This window comes from Halomonas sp. IOP_14 (assembly GCF_021021315.1).
In the GTDB taxonomy this organism is placed as follows: Bacteria; Pseudomonadota; Gammaproteobacteria; order Pseudomonadales; family Halomonadaceae; genus Vreelandella; species Vreelandella titanicae.
In genome coordinates this window covers 1-14,906 of the sequence record NZ_JAINWD010000063.1, presented here as the reverse complement: position 1 = coordinate 14,906, position 14,906 = coordinate 1, and the positions used below count along the sequence as shown (strand labels likewise).

At 50.9% G+C, this 14,906-nt stretch carries 13 protein-coding genes; 11 read left to right on the top strand and 2 right to left on the bottom strand.

Features of this window, described 5'->3' with window-relative positions:
* Both K7H09_RS23405 and K7H09_RS23400 read left to right on the top strand, forming a co-directional pair.
* Positions 1 to 1,284 (top strand): methyl-accepting chemotaxis protein (locus K7H09_RS23405; protein ID WP_230806213.1); only part of this gene is annotated, 1,284 nt, incomplete at its 5' end.
* 163 nt (positions 1,285 to 1,447) lie between these two features.
* Positions 1,448 to 3,109, top strand: coding sequence for a sensor domain-containing diguanylate cyclase (locus tag K7H09_RS23400; RefSeq protein ID WP_022520671.1), 1,662 nt, complete (start codon positions 1,448 to 1,450; stop codon positions 3,107 to 3,109).
* Between the two features lie 16 nt (positions 3,110 to 3,125).
* Here the strand turns inward: K7H09_RS23400 and K7H09_RS23395 are convergent, their stop codons facing one another.
* A complete protein-coding gene (locus K7H09_RS23395; protein WP_022520672.1) occupies positions 3,126 to 3,707 on the bottom strand; it encodes a DUF1415 domain-containing protein in 582 nt (193 codons plus the stop codon).
* 77 nt (positions 3,708 to 3,784) lie between these two features.
* Positions 3,785 to 4,480 carry a GntR family transcriptional regulator gene (locus tag K7H09_RS23390; protein ID WP_141439738.1) on the bottom strand — a complete coding sequence of 232 codons (696 nt, stop codon included), beginning with the start codon at positions 4,478 to 4,480 and terminating at the stop codon, positions 3,785 to 3,787.
* 178 nt (positions 4,481 to 4,658) lie between these two features.
* Here K7H09_RS23390 and K7H09_RS23385 point away from each other — a divergent pair, with 178 nt between their 5' ends.
* The 9 genes from K7H09_RS23385 (at position 4,659) to K7H09_RS23345 (ending at position 14,890) form a co-directional block, all read left to right on the top strand.
* Positions 4,659 to 5,228 (top strand): chromate transporter, encoded by a 570-nt coding sequence (locus K7H09_RS23385; protein WP_141439739.1) that lies wholly within the window; start codon positions 4,659 to 4,661, stop codon positions 5,226 to 5,228.
* A complete protein-coding gene (locus tag K7H09_RS23380; RefSeq protein ID WP_141439740.1) occupies positions 5,225 to 5,755 on the top strand; it encodes a chromate transporter in 531 nt (176 codons plus the stop codon). The genes K7H09_RS23385 and K7H09_RS23380 overlap by 4 nt, the downstream gene beginning before the upstream one ends.
* 87 nt (positions 5,756 to 5,842) lie before the next feature.
* A complete protein-coding gene (locus K7H09_RS23375) occupies positions 5,843 to 6,793 on the top strand; it encodes a Bug family tripartite tricarboxylate transporter substrate binding protein (protein WP_027959913.1) in 951 nt (316 codons plus the stop codon).
* Between the two features lie 27 nt (positions 6,794 to 6,820).
* Entirely contained in the window at positions 6,821 to 7,318 is a 498-nt protein-coding gene (locus tag K7H09_RS23370) for a tripartite tricarboxylate transporter TctB family protein (protein ID WP_027959914.1), read from the top strand.
* Positions 7,319 to 7,359: 41 nt separating this feature from the next.
* Positions 7,360 to 8,853, top strand: a complete 1,494-nt coding sequence (locus K7H09_RS23365; RefSeq protein WP_230806211.1) for a tripartite tricarboxylate transporter permease — start codon at positions 7,360 to 7,362, stop codon at positions 8,851 to 8,853.
* A gap of 8 nt (positions 8,854 to 8,861) precedes the next feature.
* Complete coding sequence (locus K7H09_RS23360; protein ID WP_230806209.1) at positions 8,862 to 10,469, top strand: gamma-glutamyltransferase family protein; 1,608 nt, start codon at positions 8,862 to 8,864, stop codon at positions 10,467 to 10,469.
* A gap of 129 nt (positions 10,470 to 10,598) precedes the next feature.
* Positions 10,599 to 12,461, top strand: coding sequence for an ABC transporter ATP-binding protein (locus K7H09_RS23355; protein WP_039859327.1), 1,863 nt, complete (start codon positions 10,599 to 10,601; stop codon positions 12,459 to 12,461).
* A 165-nt stretch (positions 12,462 to 12,626) separates the two neighbouring features.
* Entirely contained in the window at positions 12,627 to 14,303 is a 1,677-nt protein-coding gene (locus tag K7H09_RS23350) for a methyl-accepting chemotaxis protein (protein WP_035538592.1), read from the top strand.
* Between the two features lie 140 nt (positions 14,304 to 14,443).
* A complete protein-coding gene (locus K7H09_RS23345) occupies positions 14,444 to 14,890 on the top strand; it encodes a response regulator (RefSeq protein ID WP_230806207.1) in 447 nt (148 codons plus the stop codon).
* The last annotated feature ends 16 nt before the right edge of the window (positions 14,891 to 14,906 follow it).

Below are 14,906 nucleotides of genomic sequence, written 5' to 3'. Positions count from 1 at the left end.
GATGGCAGTGACTTTTTCAGAGCTTCCTTAGCCAACGAGCGCTATGAGGCATTGGACGAATACCGTGATCCCATTAATCAGAAGTTCGCTGGCTTTAGCACTGCGATCAGTAATTTTAATGATTATGCACTGAGCAGAGGCAGCCAAGTTCTCTCGGAAGCACAGCGCGACAGCGTCATTTTTGGTATTACCGTAGGTGTTCTCATTTTAACCGCGATTGTACTCTATATTGTGGTACAAATAATGATTAACCGGCTCGTCATCAGCCCTCTACAGCGGGCAGTCAGCATTTGCGAAAACATTGCAAAGGGGGATTTGACCAGCCATATCGACGCCCTAGGGCGTAACGAGATCGGCCGCCTTTATAGTGCCATGGAGGATATGCAGGAGCGCCTGGAAGAGATGATCGGTACGCTCAATCAAAGTAGCGAAGCCGTCGCCTCTAGTTCTACGCAAATCGCTAGCGGCAGCCAAGACCTCGCTTCGCGTACAGAGCAACAAGCCGCAGCTTTGCAGCAAACCGCCGCGAGTATGGATGAAATTTCATCGATTGTGCGGCAAAACGCAGATACTGCCGGTCAAGCACAGCAATTGACCCAGGACGCCGCACAACAGGCGAATAGTGGTAAGCAGGCATCTGAACGCACCAGCCTACTGATGCGGGAATTAGAAGAGACCTCGCACAAAGTCCATGACATTATCCAGGTGATTGACTCGATCGCCTTTCAAACCAATATCCTGGCGTTGAATGCATCGGTAGAAGCTGCCCGGGCTGGCGAGCACGGCAGAGGCTTTGCGGTGGTGGCCAGCGAAGTTCGTTCATTAGCAACAAAGACCTCCACCTCATCGAAAGAAATACGCACCATGATTGAAGATATCTCACAGCGTATTGTTGTCGGTGCGGAACAAGCAGCGAAAAATGGCCATGATATGGCGGAGATCAACGAAGCTATTCGTAAAGTGACGGAAATGATGCAAGAACTTGCTCTCGCCGCAAAGGAGCAGGAGTCGGGCATTAGCCAGGTCAGCACAGCGGTATCCCAGATGGACTCGGCGACCCAGGAAAATGTATCACTGGTTGAAGAGACCAGCACCGCGTCAGCCTCACTCCAGGATGAAGCGACTCGTTTGGCCGAGTTAGTCACGACCTTCAAACTTAAGCGCGTAGCGCACGGTGGCTCGGAAACCCCCAGCGCCTCTTCATCACCGCAGGCACTTGCAGCGTCTAACGCTTACTCAACTAGAAAACTGCCCAATGCCACACCTGATTGGGAAGAGTTTTAATTCATGTTTTTGGGCCAGCTTGGCTGGCCCTTTTTCCATTGGCCTTCCGCTTCAGGTCATAAAAATTAGCGGCTCGTTAAATGCAAATATCGACAGAATAAGGTACGTTTCCCCACCTAATGACAATGCAATTAAGCATCTCCCTTCTCTGTGATGGCAAATTATGTTTTTTCATGCCAGGTTATTCTCTCGCTTCTCACTGCACTCGCGGTTTATCGCCCTGATTGCTGCCTTGGTGTTTGCCACTACCCTGCTGCTTGGCTGGGTGGCTTCCCGTGAGTCGGCGCAGCAAATGGAGGCTACGATTGGCGAGGCTGCCTCTGAAGCCGCTTATCAAATGGTGGATAAGCTGGATCGCAGCATGGATGCTCGTATCAAAGAAGTTAAGTTGCTGCTAGGTATCCAAGCCTTCACTAACGATAGTGATACTCGCCTGCTGCGTGAACAGTTAGAGCTACTCCAGAGCACTCATAACGTTGTATCGTGGATCGGCTTCACCGATAGGCAAGGTACTGTTCAAGCAGCGACCGGGGGAATTTTAGAAGGGGTTTCAATAGCACAACGCCCCGTCTTTATTGAAGGGCGTGAGTCGCTCTGGGTGGGGGACGTGCATGAAGCAGTGCTCCTCGCACAACTGCTGCCTAACCCAAGTGGTGAAGAGTTGAAATTTGTCGATATTGCCACCCCGGTGTTTGACCGCTACGAACAGCTTCAAGGCATTTTGGCAGTACATTTAAGCTGGGAGTGGGCCGAATATATTCAGCAATCCATGTTTTCTCCTACCAAGCAACGGCAAGATACCGAGATGCTACTGCTTGCAGCTGACGGTACCGTGCTGCTGGGCCCAGAGACGCTTATTGGTCAATCACTAGCCAGTCTGGATCACCTACCCGGCCCTACCACGACATCACCTCAATGGGCCATTGAAACCTGGCCAAGCGGTGAGCAATATATGACCGGCTATGCGCGCAGCAACGGTTTTGAAGACTTTCCTGGCTTGGGTTGGATTGCGGTTAGCCGTAAGCCCGTGGCTAGCGCCTTTGCCGCGGTTGAGCAGCTCCAGGCGGCCATTATGGGTATAGGCATACTTCTGGCGCTGCTCTTTGCGATGATTGGGTGGACGATTGCATCACGCATGGTGGCTCCTCTTTCCCGCTTAGCAAAAGCCGCCGATCAAATGCAACACGGTGAGCATAATGACGTCATGCCATTGGAACAGGGCTCTCCAGAGCTTAAGCGCCTATCAACCTCAATGCGCAATATGGTTAGCCGCTTGCTGGATCAGCGGCAAACGATTAATCGCTTAGAGGATTTAGCCAATACCGACCCATTAACAGGCTTACCTAATCGCGCATTTCTTAATCAATACCTTCAGCTTGCTATCCCAGAAGCGGAAAGAAACCAGCAAAGTATGGTGGTCATGTATATCGATCTGGATGGTTTCAAACAGGTCAACGATGAACTGGGCCACCATGCGGGTGATCTGCTACTTATTGAGATCACCCAGCGCCTGAAAAACGCCCTGCGCAGTGGTGACGTGGTCGCACGTTTAGGGGGTGATGAGTTCATTATGGTGCTTAAAACCAAGCAGGAGTACCTGGAAATGCTTACCCACGAAGTGAGCAGGCGTTTACTTACTGCTATAGCCCAACCCATTTTACTACCGGAAAATAAGCGCGCTCATGTGGGCTGTAGTTTGGGCGCTGCTTGGTGGCCGCACCACGGCCTGCATATTGAAACGGTGCTACAACTTGCGGATAGCGCCCTGTATGCGGCTAAAAGTAAAGGCAAGCATCAGCTAGTGATTCACAAGCCTGACCGTTAATTTTAAAGCTTGGCCATTAGTTCAAACCCGAGCCGTGCACGTCAAAACAGTGCTGTAACTGTTGCTCAGCGGCGTCGCTGCCCATCGCCGTTAACTTAGCGATATTGCGCTCAGGAATCGCATCGGTATCGCCGTAAAACTCGATCGCCTTTTCAACACTCTCTTCACGTAGCAGATGCACCATGGCATAGGGAGAGCGATTGGTATAGTTGGCAGCGTCATCGGGCTCAGCCCCGTCGAAGCAGTAATCGGGATGAAAAGTAGCGAGCTGATAGACCCCTTCATATCCCTGATCGACCAAGATACTTTCGGCCAGCTCAACAAAATCCAGGTAGTGATCAAAGCTTTTAAAAAGCGTAGGAAATACCAGCAGCGTCGTTTCAGTTTCAGGGTGTTCGTCCAGCCACGCTACCTCGACCATCAGCTCTTCAAGCGCCACTTCAATTTTTTTAGAGCGCACAACCTCAACGCGGATGGCTTCACGCGCTAGCTCCCGCTGAGCGAACGGGCAAATATCGTGGGCGACAATGAAGGTGCGCACCCAGTTCAGCGTTTGCGCGGCTACTTGGTCATCTGCGTGTTGGTTATCTGTGTGCATAGCACCCTCATGATCATGGTTAGGTCGGCGATGGCCGACGCTTTATGCGCAGCAGTTTACCAACTGTTCATGACCAACTACACGTGCTCTTGGTAGCGCTTCAGGGCGACTTCATAGGATTTATGGATATGGTCGTCCATTAATTCACGCGCTGCTTTAGCATCCCGCTGTAGCGCCAGCTCCACCAGCTGATGATGCTGTTCGTCCAGCTCTTGACGTATCGTCGGCATTTTTGGCCCCAAACGTCGGTAGCGATCGAACTGGTCGTGTAACTGCTCAATAAAACGCAATAACCAGACTGACCCACACGGCGCCACCAGGGTGCGGTGAAACTGTGTATGCAGATGCTCCCACTCTTCGCCTTTATCCAGGGTTATATCGGCCCGTTTCAGGCGATGTGCGGCGGCAAGCAAATCGGCCTCCCAAAGCGAGTCACCGTTAGCAATAGCTCGCTCTAGCGCCATCCCCTCCATTTCTAGGCGCATTTGGGCAATATCGTCCAGTTCATCCCGCGATAGCTTCGGCACCCGAAAGCCGCGCTGATTCTCCTGCACCAGCAACCCATAAGCCGCCAATCTATTGAGCGCTTCTCGCAGCGGGCTCAAACCGACTTGATAGCGCTCTTTGAGGGCATTGATAGCGAGCTTTTCACCGGCCACAAAACGCCCACCCACCAAATCCTTGCGTAAATGATCAAACACGCGACTTGATGCGGTACCTGCTGGCCCCACTGGCCCTACTGAATTGGCTGACGTAGGTAGAGAATTATTCATCACGATGTCCTTTGTTTATCTCAGTTCCCGCTGTCCATTCTGTTTTGACTGTTGACGTTGGGTCGGGCACTACCTATATTCTATTTTAGACAAGATAATCGATTTTTTAACCTACAAACGATAAATAAGGTCTAGGTATGCTTCTGATCTCCTCTTTGGCTTCGCGGGATATGCATCAATGACACCACCCGCCACCTCCTGGCAACTTTTCTGGGCCTTTTTCCGCATCGGCATCTTTGGTTTCGGTGGCGGCCCCGCCATGATCCCATTAGTGCGCGCCGAGGTCGTCACCCGTCACCATTGGTTAACCGATGAAGAGTTTGCCGATGTACTGGCGATTGGCAATACCTTACCCGGCCCCATTGCCACCAAGATGCCCGGCTATATTGGCTATCGTGTAGGGGGAGTCGTCGGCTGTATTGCGGCCGTCATTGCTATTATCGTCCCAATGATTGTGGCGATGATTGTCATGTTAGGCATTTTCAGCCGCTACCGCGATGTGGCTTGGATTCGCGGCATGGGCCAAGCCGTGGTGCCGGTGGTCATGGTGATGATGGCGCAGCTCACCTGGGACTTTTTTGATAAATCCCAGGCCGCTCTTGGCTGGCTGGTCAGCATTACCATGGCCATCATTGCCGCCGGGCTGATCTACTGGCTTGGCATTCATCCAGGCTGGGTGATTGGCGCCATTCTACTTGCCGCCCTCCTGCGCCCTGCCGGTAAGAAAAAAGCGGAGGGAGCGGCATGATTTATTGGGATCTCTTCTTAGCCTTTTTTATCCCAAACATTATCGGCTATGGCGGCGGCCCGGCCATTATTCCACTGATCGAAGCCGAAGTGGTTGGCCGTTATGGCTGGATGACCGCACAAACCTTCGCGGAAACATTAGCCCTCGGCAACGCATTACCTAGCCCTATCGCGACCAAAATGGCCGGCTATGTGGGCTATGAAGTAGCGGGTATTGGCGGTGCCTTCATTGCCGTAGCTGCCACAGTGATCCCTACGCTGCTACTCATGTTAGGCGCGTTAGGGTTGCTCTACCGTCATCGTGATTCCCCCCGGGTTAAGCGCATGAGCCAATGGGTGCGCCCAGTCATCGCCATGATGATGGCCTGGCTGACCTTGGGGTTTCTGCTCGAAAGCCTTAATACCAGCGGGACGATTCATACCCTGATCATTGGCATAGTCGCCGCTATAGCACTGATTCGTTTTAACACGCACCCCGCCTTTGTGGTTATGGGCGCCCTGGTTTATGGAGGGCTTATTATTCCGTAAAGATAACTCAAACTTTACAAAAACTTATAAGTAACACCACTCAACACGCCAAAACTCACAACAATTCATGGATCAATGGGGTAAACAATGACACTTAAATCGCTATTCACTACCACCGCCTTAGCAGCAGCACTTTCTATACCCGCCTTTGCAACAGCTGCTGATAATTATCCTGAAAAGCCAATCGAATTTATTGTGCCCTGGGGGCCAGGTGGCGGCAGCGACTTGCTAATGCGTTTGGTAAGCAAACATCTTGAAACAGAGTTAGGCCAAGCGGTGCCTGTGATTAATATGCCTGGAGCAAGTGGAACGGTAGGACTGCGTGAAGCCTCACGCCGAGATAGCGATGGATACACTATTTCGCAAATACATGAAGGTTTGCTGATCGCGCACCATTCGGGGGTGACAGATCTCAACTGGGACGATTTTGATGTCGTTTCCATGATGACCAGCGATAACTCGGTCATCGTAGTAAATGCCGATACTGGTTGGGAAACACTCGAAGACATGCTCGAAGATGTCACCTCAAACCCAGGTGAGTATCGGATGGGCGTTACATTAGGTGGTATTCCACACTTATGGGCAGTGCAATTTGAAGAATCCACAGGCACTCAGTTTGGCTATGTGGGGTATGAAGGGACTGGAGAAAGGTTACGTGCGCTCGCGGGTGGGCATATCACAGTGGCTATAGAGGACTATTACTCAGCACGCGCCTTCGTAGAAAATGGCGATTTGAACGTGTTAGCAGCGGCTACTTCTGAACGCATTGAAGAACTACCTGATACACCCACACTTAAAGAACTGGGGCATGATCTTGAGTTTTTAGTTACTCGTGGGGTTGTTGTGCCCAAAGGAACACCCGAGTCGGTCGTTTCAACACTGGAAAGTGCGCTTAAAAATGTCGCTAATAGTGAAGGGTTTAAAACCGACATTGAGAATGTAGGCGGCACAGTGCGTTACCTTAACAGAGAAGACTATACCGCTTATTTAGAGCGTAATAACGAGTTCATTGAAAACAACGCCCACCTCCTTAATTAAGGTAACGTTGTGCTTTAGGAGGTTTTTATGGAGCGCAGAAGCGCAGAGACAGCTCTAATCCCGGCGTTACAAGTGCTGTCTTACCTTATCATCGCCCTCGGTGCTTTATTCATGGCCTTCAAGGCCGGCTCATTGCCGGCCTCTCGTTGGGAACCCATGAGTGCAGGTACTTTCCCACAAATTATCTTTTTCAGTATTGCAATTTTATGCGGCATGGCAGTTATCTTTGAACTCTCCAAACACGGCTTACCGCGTACAACCTTTTGCATTGCCTGGAGAAGACTAACCGCACTTAAAGCCGTCATCATCAACCTGGTGCTATTTACTGTGTATATGATAGCAATGCCTATTGCGGGATTTATTATCAGCACTTTTGTATATCTGCTTACTACACAGCTTTACCTAGCCCCCAGGAAGGCTACTACCGTAGCGATTGCCATCTTCGTCGCCATTCTCTTTTCTGCTGGGCCTTACTATTTATTTTCTGAGGCCTTCAACATCTATCTTCCTCGTGCTCAATGGTAACGTAACCTATGACTGATGCTTTCCTCGTAGCGCTAGGGGGCGTGACCGAGCCCTATACGCTATTACTCATGGCAGTAGCGACTTTTGCAGGTATTGTTGCCGCCGCAATACCCGGCTTTACGATTACCATGGCCATAGTCCTTACGTTGCCTCTTACATTTGCCATGCCCCCCATGCAGGGCATTGCGGTCATGCTATCTGTCTACGTAGGTGGACTAAGCGGTGGCTTATTTAGTGCCGCTCTGCTGGGAATCCCAGGCACGCCCTCATCAGTTGCAACCACCTTTGATGCCTTCCCTATGGCTCGACAAGGTCATCCTGGGAAAGCACTATCCTTGGGATTATTTGCTTCATTCGTGGGCTCTATTATTTCTATTGCTGTGCTGATCGTGGCCGCGCCTCCACTCGCACTTCTAGCGGTTAAGTTAGGGCCCTGGGAATATTTTGCGCTTATTATTTTTGCTTTGACTGTCATAGCAAGCCTAGTGGGTGACTCTCTTATCAGGGGGCTAATCGCGGGTCTAATCGGTATCGGCATCGCCACTATTGGGCCTGACCCACTCATGGGGCGCGAGCGTTTTACCTTTGGCTATGAAATCCTGACCGCGGGCATACCGTTCCTGGTTGTATTAATAGGCATGTACGCCATGAGCCAGCTACTCTCCGAATTAGAGCCTGCCGCCGGAGACAAACAGCCCTCTTCTGGCGCATTAATCAGTGGAGATATGCGCCCTCACCTTTGGCAAACCATAAAAGACATCTTATTGAAGCCCGCCAATGTTATACGCTCATCATTGCTCGGTGTGTTTATTGGTGCAGTACCCGGTGCAGGTAGCTCAATTTCTAATCTATTAGCTTACGACCAAGCTAAACGAGCGTCTAAGCACCCAGAAACTTTTGGTAAGGGTGAACCACAGGGCGTTGTTGCTTCTGAGTCAGGCAACTCATCAACGGTAGGCGGCAGCTTAATACCATTGATAGCGTTAGGCATACCAGGGTCTCCCGCCGATGCAGTTCTCATGGCAGCCATCATGGTACACGGCATCAGCATTGGCCCGCGCTTAATACTTGATCATCCCGACTTGGTTTACAGCATGTTTATTGCCATGGCGATAGCTTCTGTCTTCATGCTGTTAATAGGCGTTATTTTAATGAGGGCTTTTTTACGCCTACTAAATGTACCTAAGTATATTGTTGTTCCCGTTGTATTAGCTTGCTGTGCAATTGGTACTTACACCCTGAACAACCGCTTATCCGACCTTTATCTACTTGCCTGCATTGGTGCAGTGGGATATCTGCTTAAAAAACTGGATTATCCGCTAGCACCTCTTGTACTTGGCGTTGTATTGGGCCCTATAGCAGAAACCAACTTAAGACGGGCCTTCCAGACAAGCACTGACTGGACGCTCTTCTTCACTCGGCCAATATCAGCGCTGCTGCTTACACTGGCGGTTGTTTCTGTGATTTACAGTATTTATAGCTATATGAAACAGCGCCGCCTAATGGCTCGCCGTCTAGATGCCACATCTAAATAGGAATCACAATGCATACTGACCCACACTATTACCCTTCCGCCTCACGCCGTATGGTCACGTTTGGAAAACGTGGAATGGTCGCTACGTCTCAGTCGCTTGCTGCACAAGTCGGCATAGATATGTTACGAAAAGGTGGCAATGCCATTGATGCTGCCATTGCTACAGCTGCTGCTTTAACCGTCGTTGAACCAACCTCTAATGGTATTGGTAGCGATGCTTTTGCTCTTGTGTGGGTAAAAGGTGAACTACATGGCCTCAATGCTAGCGGCCCTGCGCCAAAGAGTATTTCATGTGATGCCGTCAAGGCCCTGGGTCATGAGGAAATGCCCGCCCATGGATTAGTGCCAATCACAGTACCCGGTGCGCCAGGCGCCTGGGCTGCGCTTTCAGAGCGTTTTGGTAAACTGCCTTTTGAGCAGTTGTTAGCGCCAGCAATAGAATTAGCTGACGAAGGTTTTGCTGTATCAGCAGTAGCCAGCCAACTCTGGAAAAGTGCAGAAGAGCGTTATGGAAAATACGGGACAGATGAATTTGCCTCCTGGTTTACGCACTTCACTCCCAATGGGCAGGCTCCCAAAGCAGGTGACATTTGGCGCTCTCCTGATATGGCAAAAACGCTGCGTGAAATTGCCAATAGCCATGCGGATGCGTTTTATCAAGGCAGCCTAGCGGATGCGATGGATGCCTTTTCACGTCAGCATGGCGGCTTCTTACGCAAAGAAGATTTACAAGCTTTCAAACCAGAATGGGTCAAACCCATAAGTGTCCGATATCGCGGCCATGATATTTGGGAAATTCCTCCCAACGGCAGCGGATTAATTGTGCTTCAAGCCTTGGGTATTCTTGAATCTTTAGGCGAACAGTCAAATGATCAGATAGACACTATCCACCGCCGGATAGAGGCTACAAAACTTGGTTACGTAGACGGCTTAAACTACATTACTGAGCGCTCATCTATGCAGCCGAGCGTTGAGCAGATGCTATCGAATGAGTACCTTTCGCAACGCGCAGAGCTTATTGGCCAAGACGCCATTGACCCCATTCATGGCAATCCATTAAGGGGGGGCACCGTTTACCTGGCAACCGCTGATGATGAAGGTAATATGGTGTCATTCATTCAAAGCAACTTTGAAGGCTTTGGCTCTGGCATCGTAGTACCGGGCACCGGCATTAGCCTGCAAAACCGTGGCTGGTCGTTTTCCCTCGACCCGCAGCATCCCAATGCTCTAGCACCCGGCAAACGCACCTACCACACCATCATCCCAGGCTTTATCACCAAAGATAACCAAGCCGTTGGGCCGTTCGGTGTGATGGGTGGCTATATGCAGCCCCAGGGCCATGTGCAGGTGGTAACGGCGATGCTTGAGGATCAACTGAATCCTCAGGCGGCGCTCGATATGCCGCGTTGGAAATGGACCAAAGGCAAAACCATCGAAGTTGAAGCCGACTTCCCCAATCACTTAGCGCTTGCCCTGGCACGCCGCGGCCACGACATCGTTAAAGTCGCCGATTCAATCAGCTTTGGCCGTGGCCAAATCATTCTGCGCGATCCTGACAACGGCGTACTCCAAGGTGGCACCGAGCCACGCACCGATGGGGCTGTGCTCCCCTGGTAATATCTCACCACTAAACTGGGTCTCCGCCGTGTTGCCGTTGAAGGCAACCGGCGGCTGAGCTGGCTATCCACGCTCAACCACCGCATCATGGCACTCTTTTTTTCGTCGGTACTTTTTGCCAGCCTAACTATGTCTCCACCACCTTCTGAATCGACTTCCTCACCACTAAGCGGCTTTTTTGGCGTATTTCGCTATAGCCGACGTGCACTTGGCTTAGTCTGGGAAACCTCTCGCTGGATGATGCTTGGGCTGGCGCTGTGCACGCTGGTCGCAGGGGTTCTGCCTGCCGTGGCGGCCTGGGTGGGTCAATTGATTGTGGATGGGGTGGTAAGTGCCATGGAGGCCCATCAAGCAGCCACTGATCCCAATCTACTAGCGTCCATCACACCGGTGCTAACGCTGGTGGGGATCGAAGCCGTGATTATTGCGCTCATTGCCCTGGCCCAGCGCGGCCTCTCAGCCCAACAGTCACTGCTGCGTGCGCTGCTGGGGCAGAAGGTCAATGTGATGATTCTGGAGAAAGCTGGACAACTGTCACTTAGCCAGTTTGAAGATTCAGAGCTTTACGACCAGCTCACGCGAGCGCGCCGTGAAGCATCTACGCGCCCGCTTGCACTGGTGAATAAAACCTTTGGGCTGCTGCAAAACGCTATCTCGCTGGGTAGCTTCGGCGTGCTGCTGGTGCAGTTCTCCCCTTGGGCGCTGCTGATTTTGGTAGCAGGCGCCTTGCCGGTATTTATCTCAGAGGCCAAATTCTCGGGCGATGCCTTTCGGCTGTTTCGCTGGCGCTCGCCGCAAACCCGTATGCAGATCTATTTAGAGACGGTGCTTGCAAGGGAAGACAGCATTAAAGAGGTCAAACTGTTTGGCCTCGAAGGGCTGTTTCTCAAGCGCTATCGCGACATTTTTACCAAATTGTTTGCTGAGGATCGCCGCCTAACCTTGCGTCGTGAAAGCTGGGGGTTTCTGCTCGGCCTGCTTGGCACCTTAACCTTTTACGCCGCCTACGCCTGGGTGGTGATTGAGACGATTGCCGGGGCACTTACCCTGGGCCAGATGACCATGTACCTGATGGTCTTCAAGCAGGGTCAGGCCGCGCTCTCCGCAAGCCTCACCGCGATCAGCGGCATGTACGAGGATAACCTCTACCTCTCCAATCTTTATGAGTATCTTGAGCAGCCAGTGGAGGGAGAGAGCGGTACACTCACTCAGGGGGCACTGCCCGGTGACGGGCTGCGCTTTGAGCACGTTAGCTTCTCCTACCCTGGCGGCGACTCTGTTCTCCAAGATCCGGTTCTTCACGATATCTCACTGCACCTCTGCCCTGGGCAGAGCCTGGCTTTGGTAGGCGAAAACGGCTCGGGTAAGACGACCCTTATCAAACTGCTCACGCGGCTCTACCACCCAACCCAAGGCCGAATTCTGTTAGATGGTAGCGACCTGCGGGATTGGAGTACCCAAGCACTACGTGAACGCACCGGGGTGATTTTTCAGGACTTCGTGCGCTATCAGTTGCAGGTGGGCGAAAACCTTGGTGTCGGCGATACTCATGCCTTTAACGACCAAGAAAGGTGGCAGAACGCCGCTCGTCACGGTATGGCGGATGAGTTTATTACCCGCATGGCCAACGGCTACAAAACCCAGCTTGGCCGCTGGTTTAAAAATGGCCAAGAGCTCTCTGGGGGCCAGTGGCAGAAAATTGCCCTCTCCCGAGCGTATATGCGCGAAAACGCGGACATTTTGGTACTGGATGAACCTACCGCTGCCATGGATGCTGCCGCAGAAGCCGAAATATTTGCCCGCTTTCGCGAGCACAGCCGCGATAAAATGGCGATATTGATCTCTCACCGTTTTTCCACAGTACGCAGCGCTGATCTCATTCTGGTTATTGATCAAGGGCATATCGTTGAACGCGGCACCCATGAAGAACTCCTGGCCACTGCAGGCCGCTATGCGAAACTATTTCAACTCCAGGCAGCGGGTTATAAATAGCCACTAAAATATTAATAATTCTTATTATAATTATGTTTAAACTCTTACCACGCTAATTAAAACCTCGAACGTGAACAAACGTCACAAGCGTTACAAATCTGTCGACCGTTCTAACGCTTTAAAGGTAATGTGCTCTCATGGTTTGACACTACAGGAGTGGCACATATGAACCGTCTTCATCAGATAAGAGTTAAGTATGCTCTTGCCTTTATCAGCGTTGCGTTAGCACTACTGGTTATTGTGGTAGCCGATGCACTGCTGGTTAATATGGTAAAAAGCCGTTTAGATACGTTTATCACCAACTATATTCCGGCGACTTCAGCCACACTCAACGGCGACCGAGACCTTTATCAAGCACGCGTTGCTGAGATTGAGTATCTGTTATCTGACCCCAGCTCCGAGCGAGCAACAGCGTTAATCGCCGAGTTTGAAGAGAATGCTCAGCAGGCTTATGACCGCATGGGGCTCTACGCCGAACTAATGCAGAACTACCCAGAGCTAACCAAGCAACTAGCTAACTTTGAAACGCTGTATAGCGATTGGAAACAAGAGGCAACACGTGTTTTTGAGCTGCACCAAAGCGGTAATACCGCAGCAGCATTAACGATGCTATCCGGTTCATCATTAGACGACTTTAATGCACTGCGTGATATATATGATGTATCGGGAATAAATATTGAGACAGCCACTTATCAAGCAGAAGCAGCGGTGGTTGATAGAATCCAAGTGCAGCAAACATCCACTATTATTGTTGCTTTAATCATCTTTATTGCTGCAACGCTTATTGCGCTACTGGGGCCGCTAATGATGTCTCGGGCTATCCGTCAAATTAGTGGACGTATTAAAGAGATTACCGAAGGCGATGGCGATTTAACCGCGCGGATTGAGAGTCAACGCCGTGATGAAATTGGTGAATTGGCACAACAGTTCAATGCCTTTATTAAACGCATTGACGATACGCTTCAGTCAGTTAGCAGCAGTACCGTTAGCCTGCAGCATGCATCTACTGAAATTGCCAAAGGCAGTCAGGAGCTTGCGGCACGTACTGAGCAAGCTGCTGCGAATTTACAGCAAACCTCTGCTTCGATGGAGCAAATCGCAGCAGTGGTCAACAACGCCTCTGATTCTGCCCAGCAGGCTGACCAGTTGGCGCTTTCAACCCGGGATCTCGCTCAACAGGGTTTGCACTCCATGCACAGTGTTGAGCAGACAATGGATACGATTAACGACTCTTCCTCTGAAATCAGCAGCATCGTCAACCTTATTGATAGCATCGCTTTTCAAACCAATATCCTGGCGCTGAATGCGTCTGTAGAGGCCGCCCGCGCAGGCGAGCATGGCCGAGGCTTTGCGGTAGTTGCCCAAGAGGTACGTATATTGGCCAGCCGCTCAAGTGATGCATCCAAAAACATTGCCACTCTGATCAATACGTCGTTAAACCGCACAAAGGTGGGCGTTGACCAAGTGAAACAAACCGGCGTCACCATGCAGGAGATGGTAAAAAGCATCGAGCGTGTGGCGGACGTGATTGCTGAGATCAGTGCTGGTGCTAAAGAACAGAGTGTAGGTATCGGTCAAGTAAATGACGCAGTCAACGAGCTGGATAGCATGACCCAGCACAATGCCTCCATGGTAGAAGAGTCCAGCGCTGCGGCGGCGGAACTAAGAGAACAAGCCGACCGACTGGGCGTGCTAGTGGGAGGCTTCAAGCTCAGCAATGCTAACGCGCAACCAGCTCTTGGCAAAGCAGCGCTTGCCCCTACAGCTAATAAGCCCTCACCTACGCCTAATGTCCCGCGTCGTTTGGCGAGCTCACAGCAGCCTGAATGGGAGTCGTTTTAAGCAATCTCCCTTATTTTTCTAAGTATCCTTGGACTTATACTGAGTCCAAGGAAGTTTCGTTACCGGCTTATATGCTCATCCATTTCAGCAAGCTCTTCGTCTAGCCGCAGCCGCTCATCGTAGTCATCAAAGGTATATGTATGCTGTCTGGTGCTTTAATTATTGATGATGATTGTAGTGTCCAACTATTGGGCAGAATGCTACTACGCCAGCACGGTTATCAGGTGGTGACGGCAAGCAGTTTTGGCGAGCTGGTGCGCCAACCCGACCTACTCAATGTCGAGCTGATCTTGCTTGATCTCGGGCTAGGTGAATTTACGAGCCTTGATATTCTGGAATATCTTTATGATTTACGCTTAAACGCTTCAATTTTATTAATTAGCAATTATACGGAAGAAACTGCCGCGCATGCGCTTGCAGCAGGTGAAGCAAAAGGCTTGAAAATGTTAGGTTTCCTATCTAAATCCAAGCTACTCACCGGTCTAACGACATTTCTGGGGCCATTAAAAAAAGCGCCCAAAGCGCCTACAAGCGTTGAATTGGCGAAGGCCATTCGTGAACAACAGCTTTTTCTAGGGAAGGTCTGAATAACTGCCGATATTC

Coding starts and splice junctions, on each gene's coding strand:
- K7H09_RS23400 (WP_022520671.1), top strand. CDS start 1,448: ATGTTTTTTCATGCCAGGTTATTCTCTCGCTTCTCACTGCACTCGCGG.
- K7H09_RS23395 (WP_022520672.1), bottom strand. CDS start 3,707: ATGCACACAGATAACCAACACGCAGATGACCAAGTAGCCGCGCAAACG.
- K7H09_RS23390 (WP_141439738.1), bottom strand. CDS start 4,480: ATGAATAATTCTCTACCTACGTCAGCCAATTCAGTAGGGCCAGTGGGG.
- K7H09_RS23385 (WP_141439739.1), top strand. CDS start 4,659: ATGACACCACCCGCCACCTCCTGGCAACTTTTCTGGGCCTTTTTCCGC.
- K7H09_RS23380 (WP_141439740.1), top strand. CDS start 5,225: ATGATTTATTGGGATCTCTTCTTAGCCTTTTTTATCCCAAACATTATC.
- K7H09_RS23375 (WP_027959913.1), top strand. CDS start 5,843: ATGACACTTAAATCGCTATTCACTACCACCGCCTTAGCAGCAGCACTT.
- K7H09_RS23370 (WP_027959914.1), top strand. CDS start 6,821: ATGGAGCGCAGAAGCGCAGAGACAGCTCTAATCCCGGCGTTACAAGTG.
- K7H09_RS23360 (WP_230806209.1), top strand. CDS start 8,862: ATGCATACTGACCCACACTATTACCCTTCCGCCTCACGCCGTATGGTC.
- K7H09_RS23355 (WP_039859327.1), top strand. CDS start 10,599: ATGTCTCCACCACCTTCTGAATCGACTTCCTCACCACTAAGCGGCTTT.
- K7H09_RS23350 (WP_035538592.1), top strand. CDS start 12,627: ATGAACCGTCTTCATCAGATAAGAGTTAAGTATGCTCTTGCCTTTATC.
- K7H09_RS23345 (WP_230806207.1), top strand. CDS start 14,444: ATGCTGTCTGGTGCTTTAATTATTGATGATGATTGTAGTGTCCAACTA.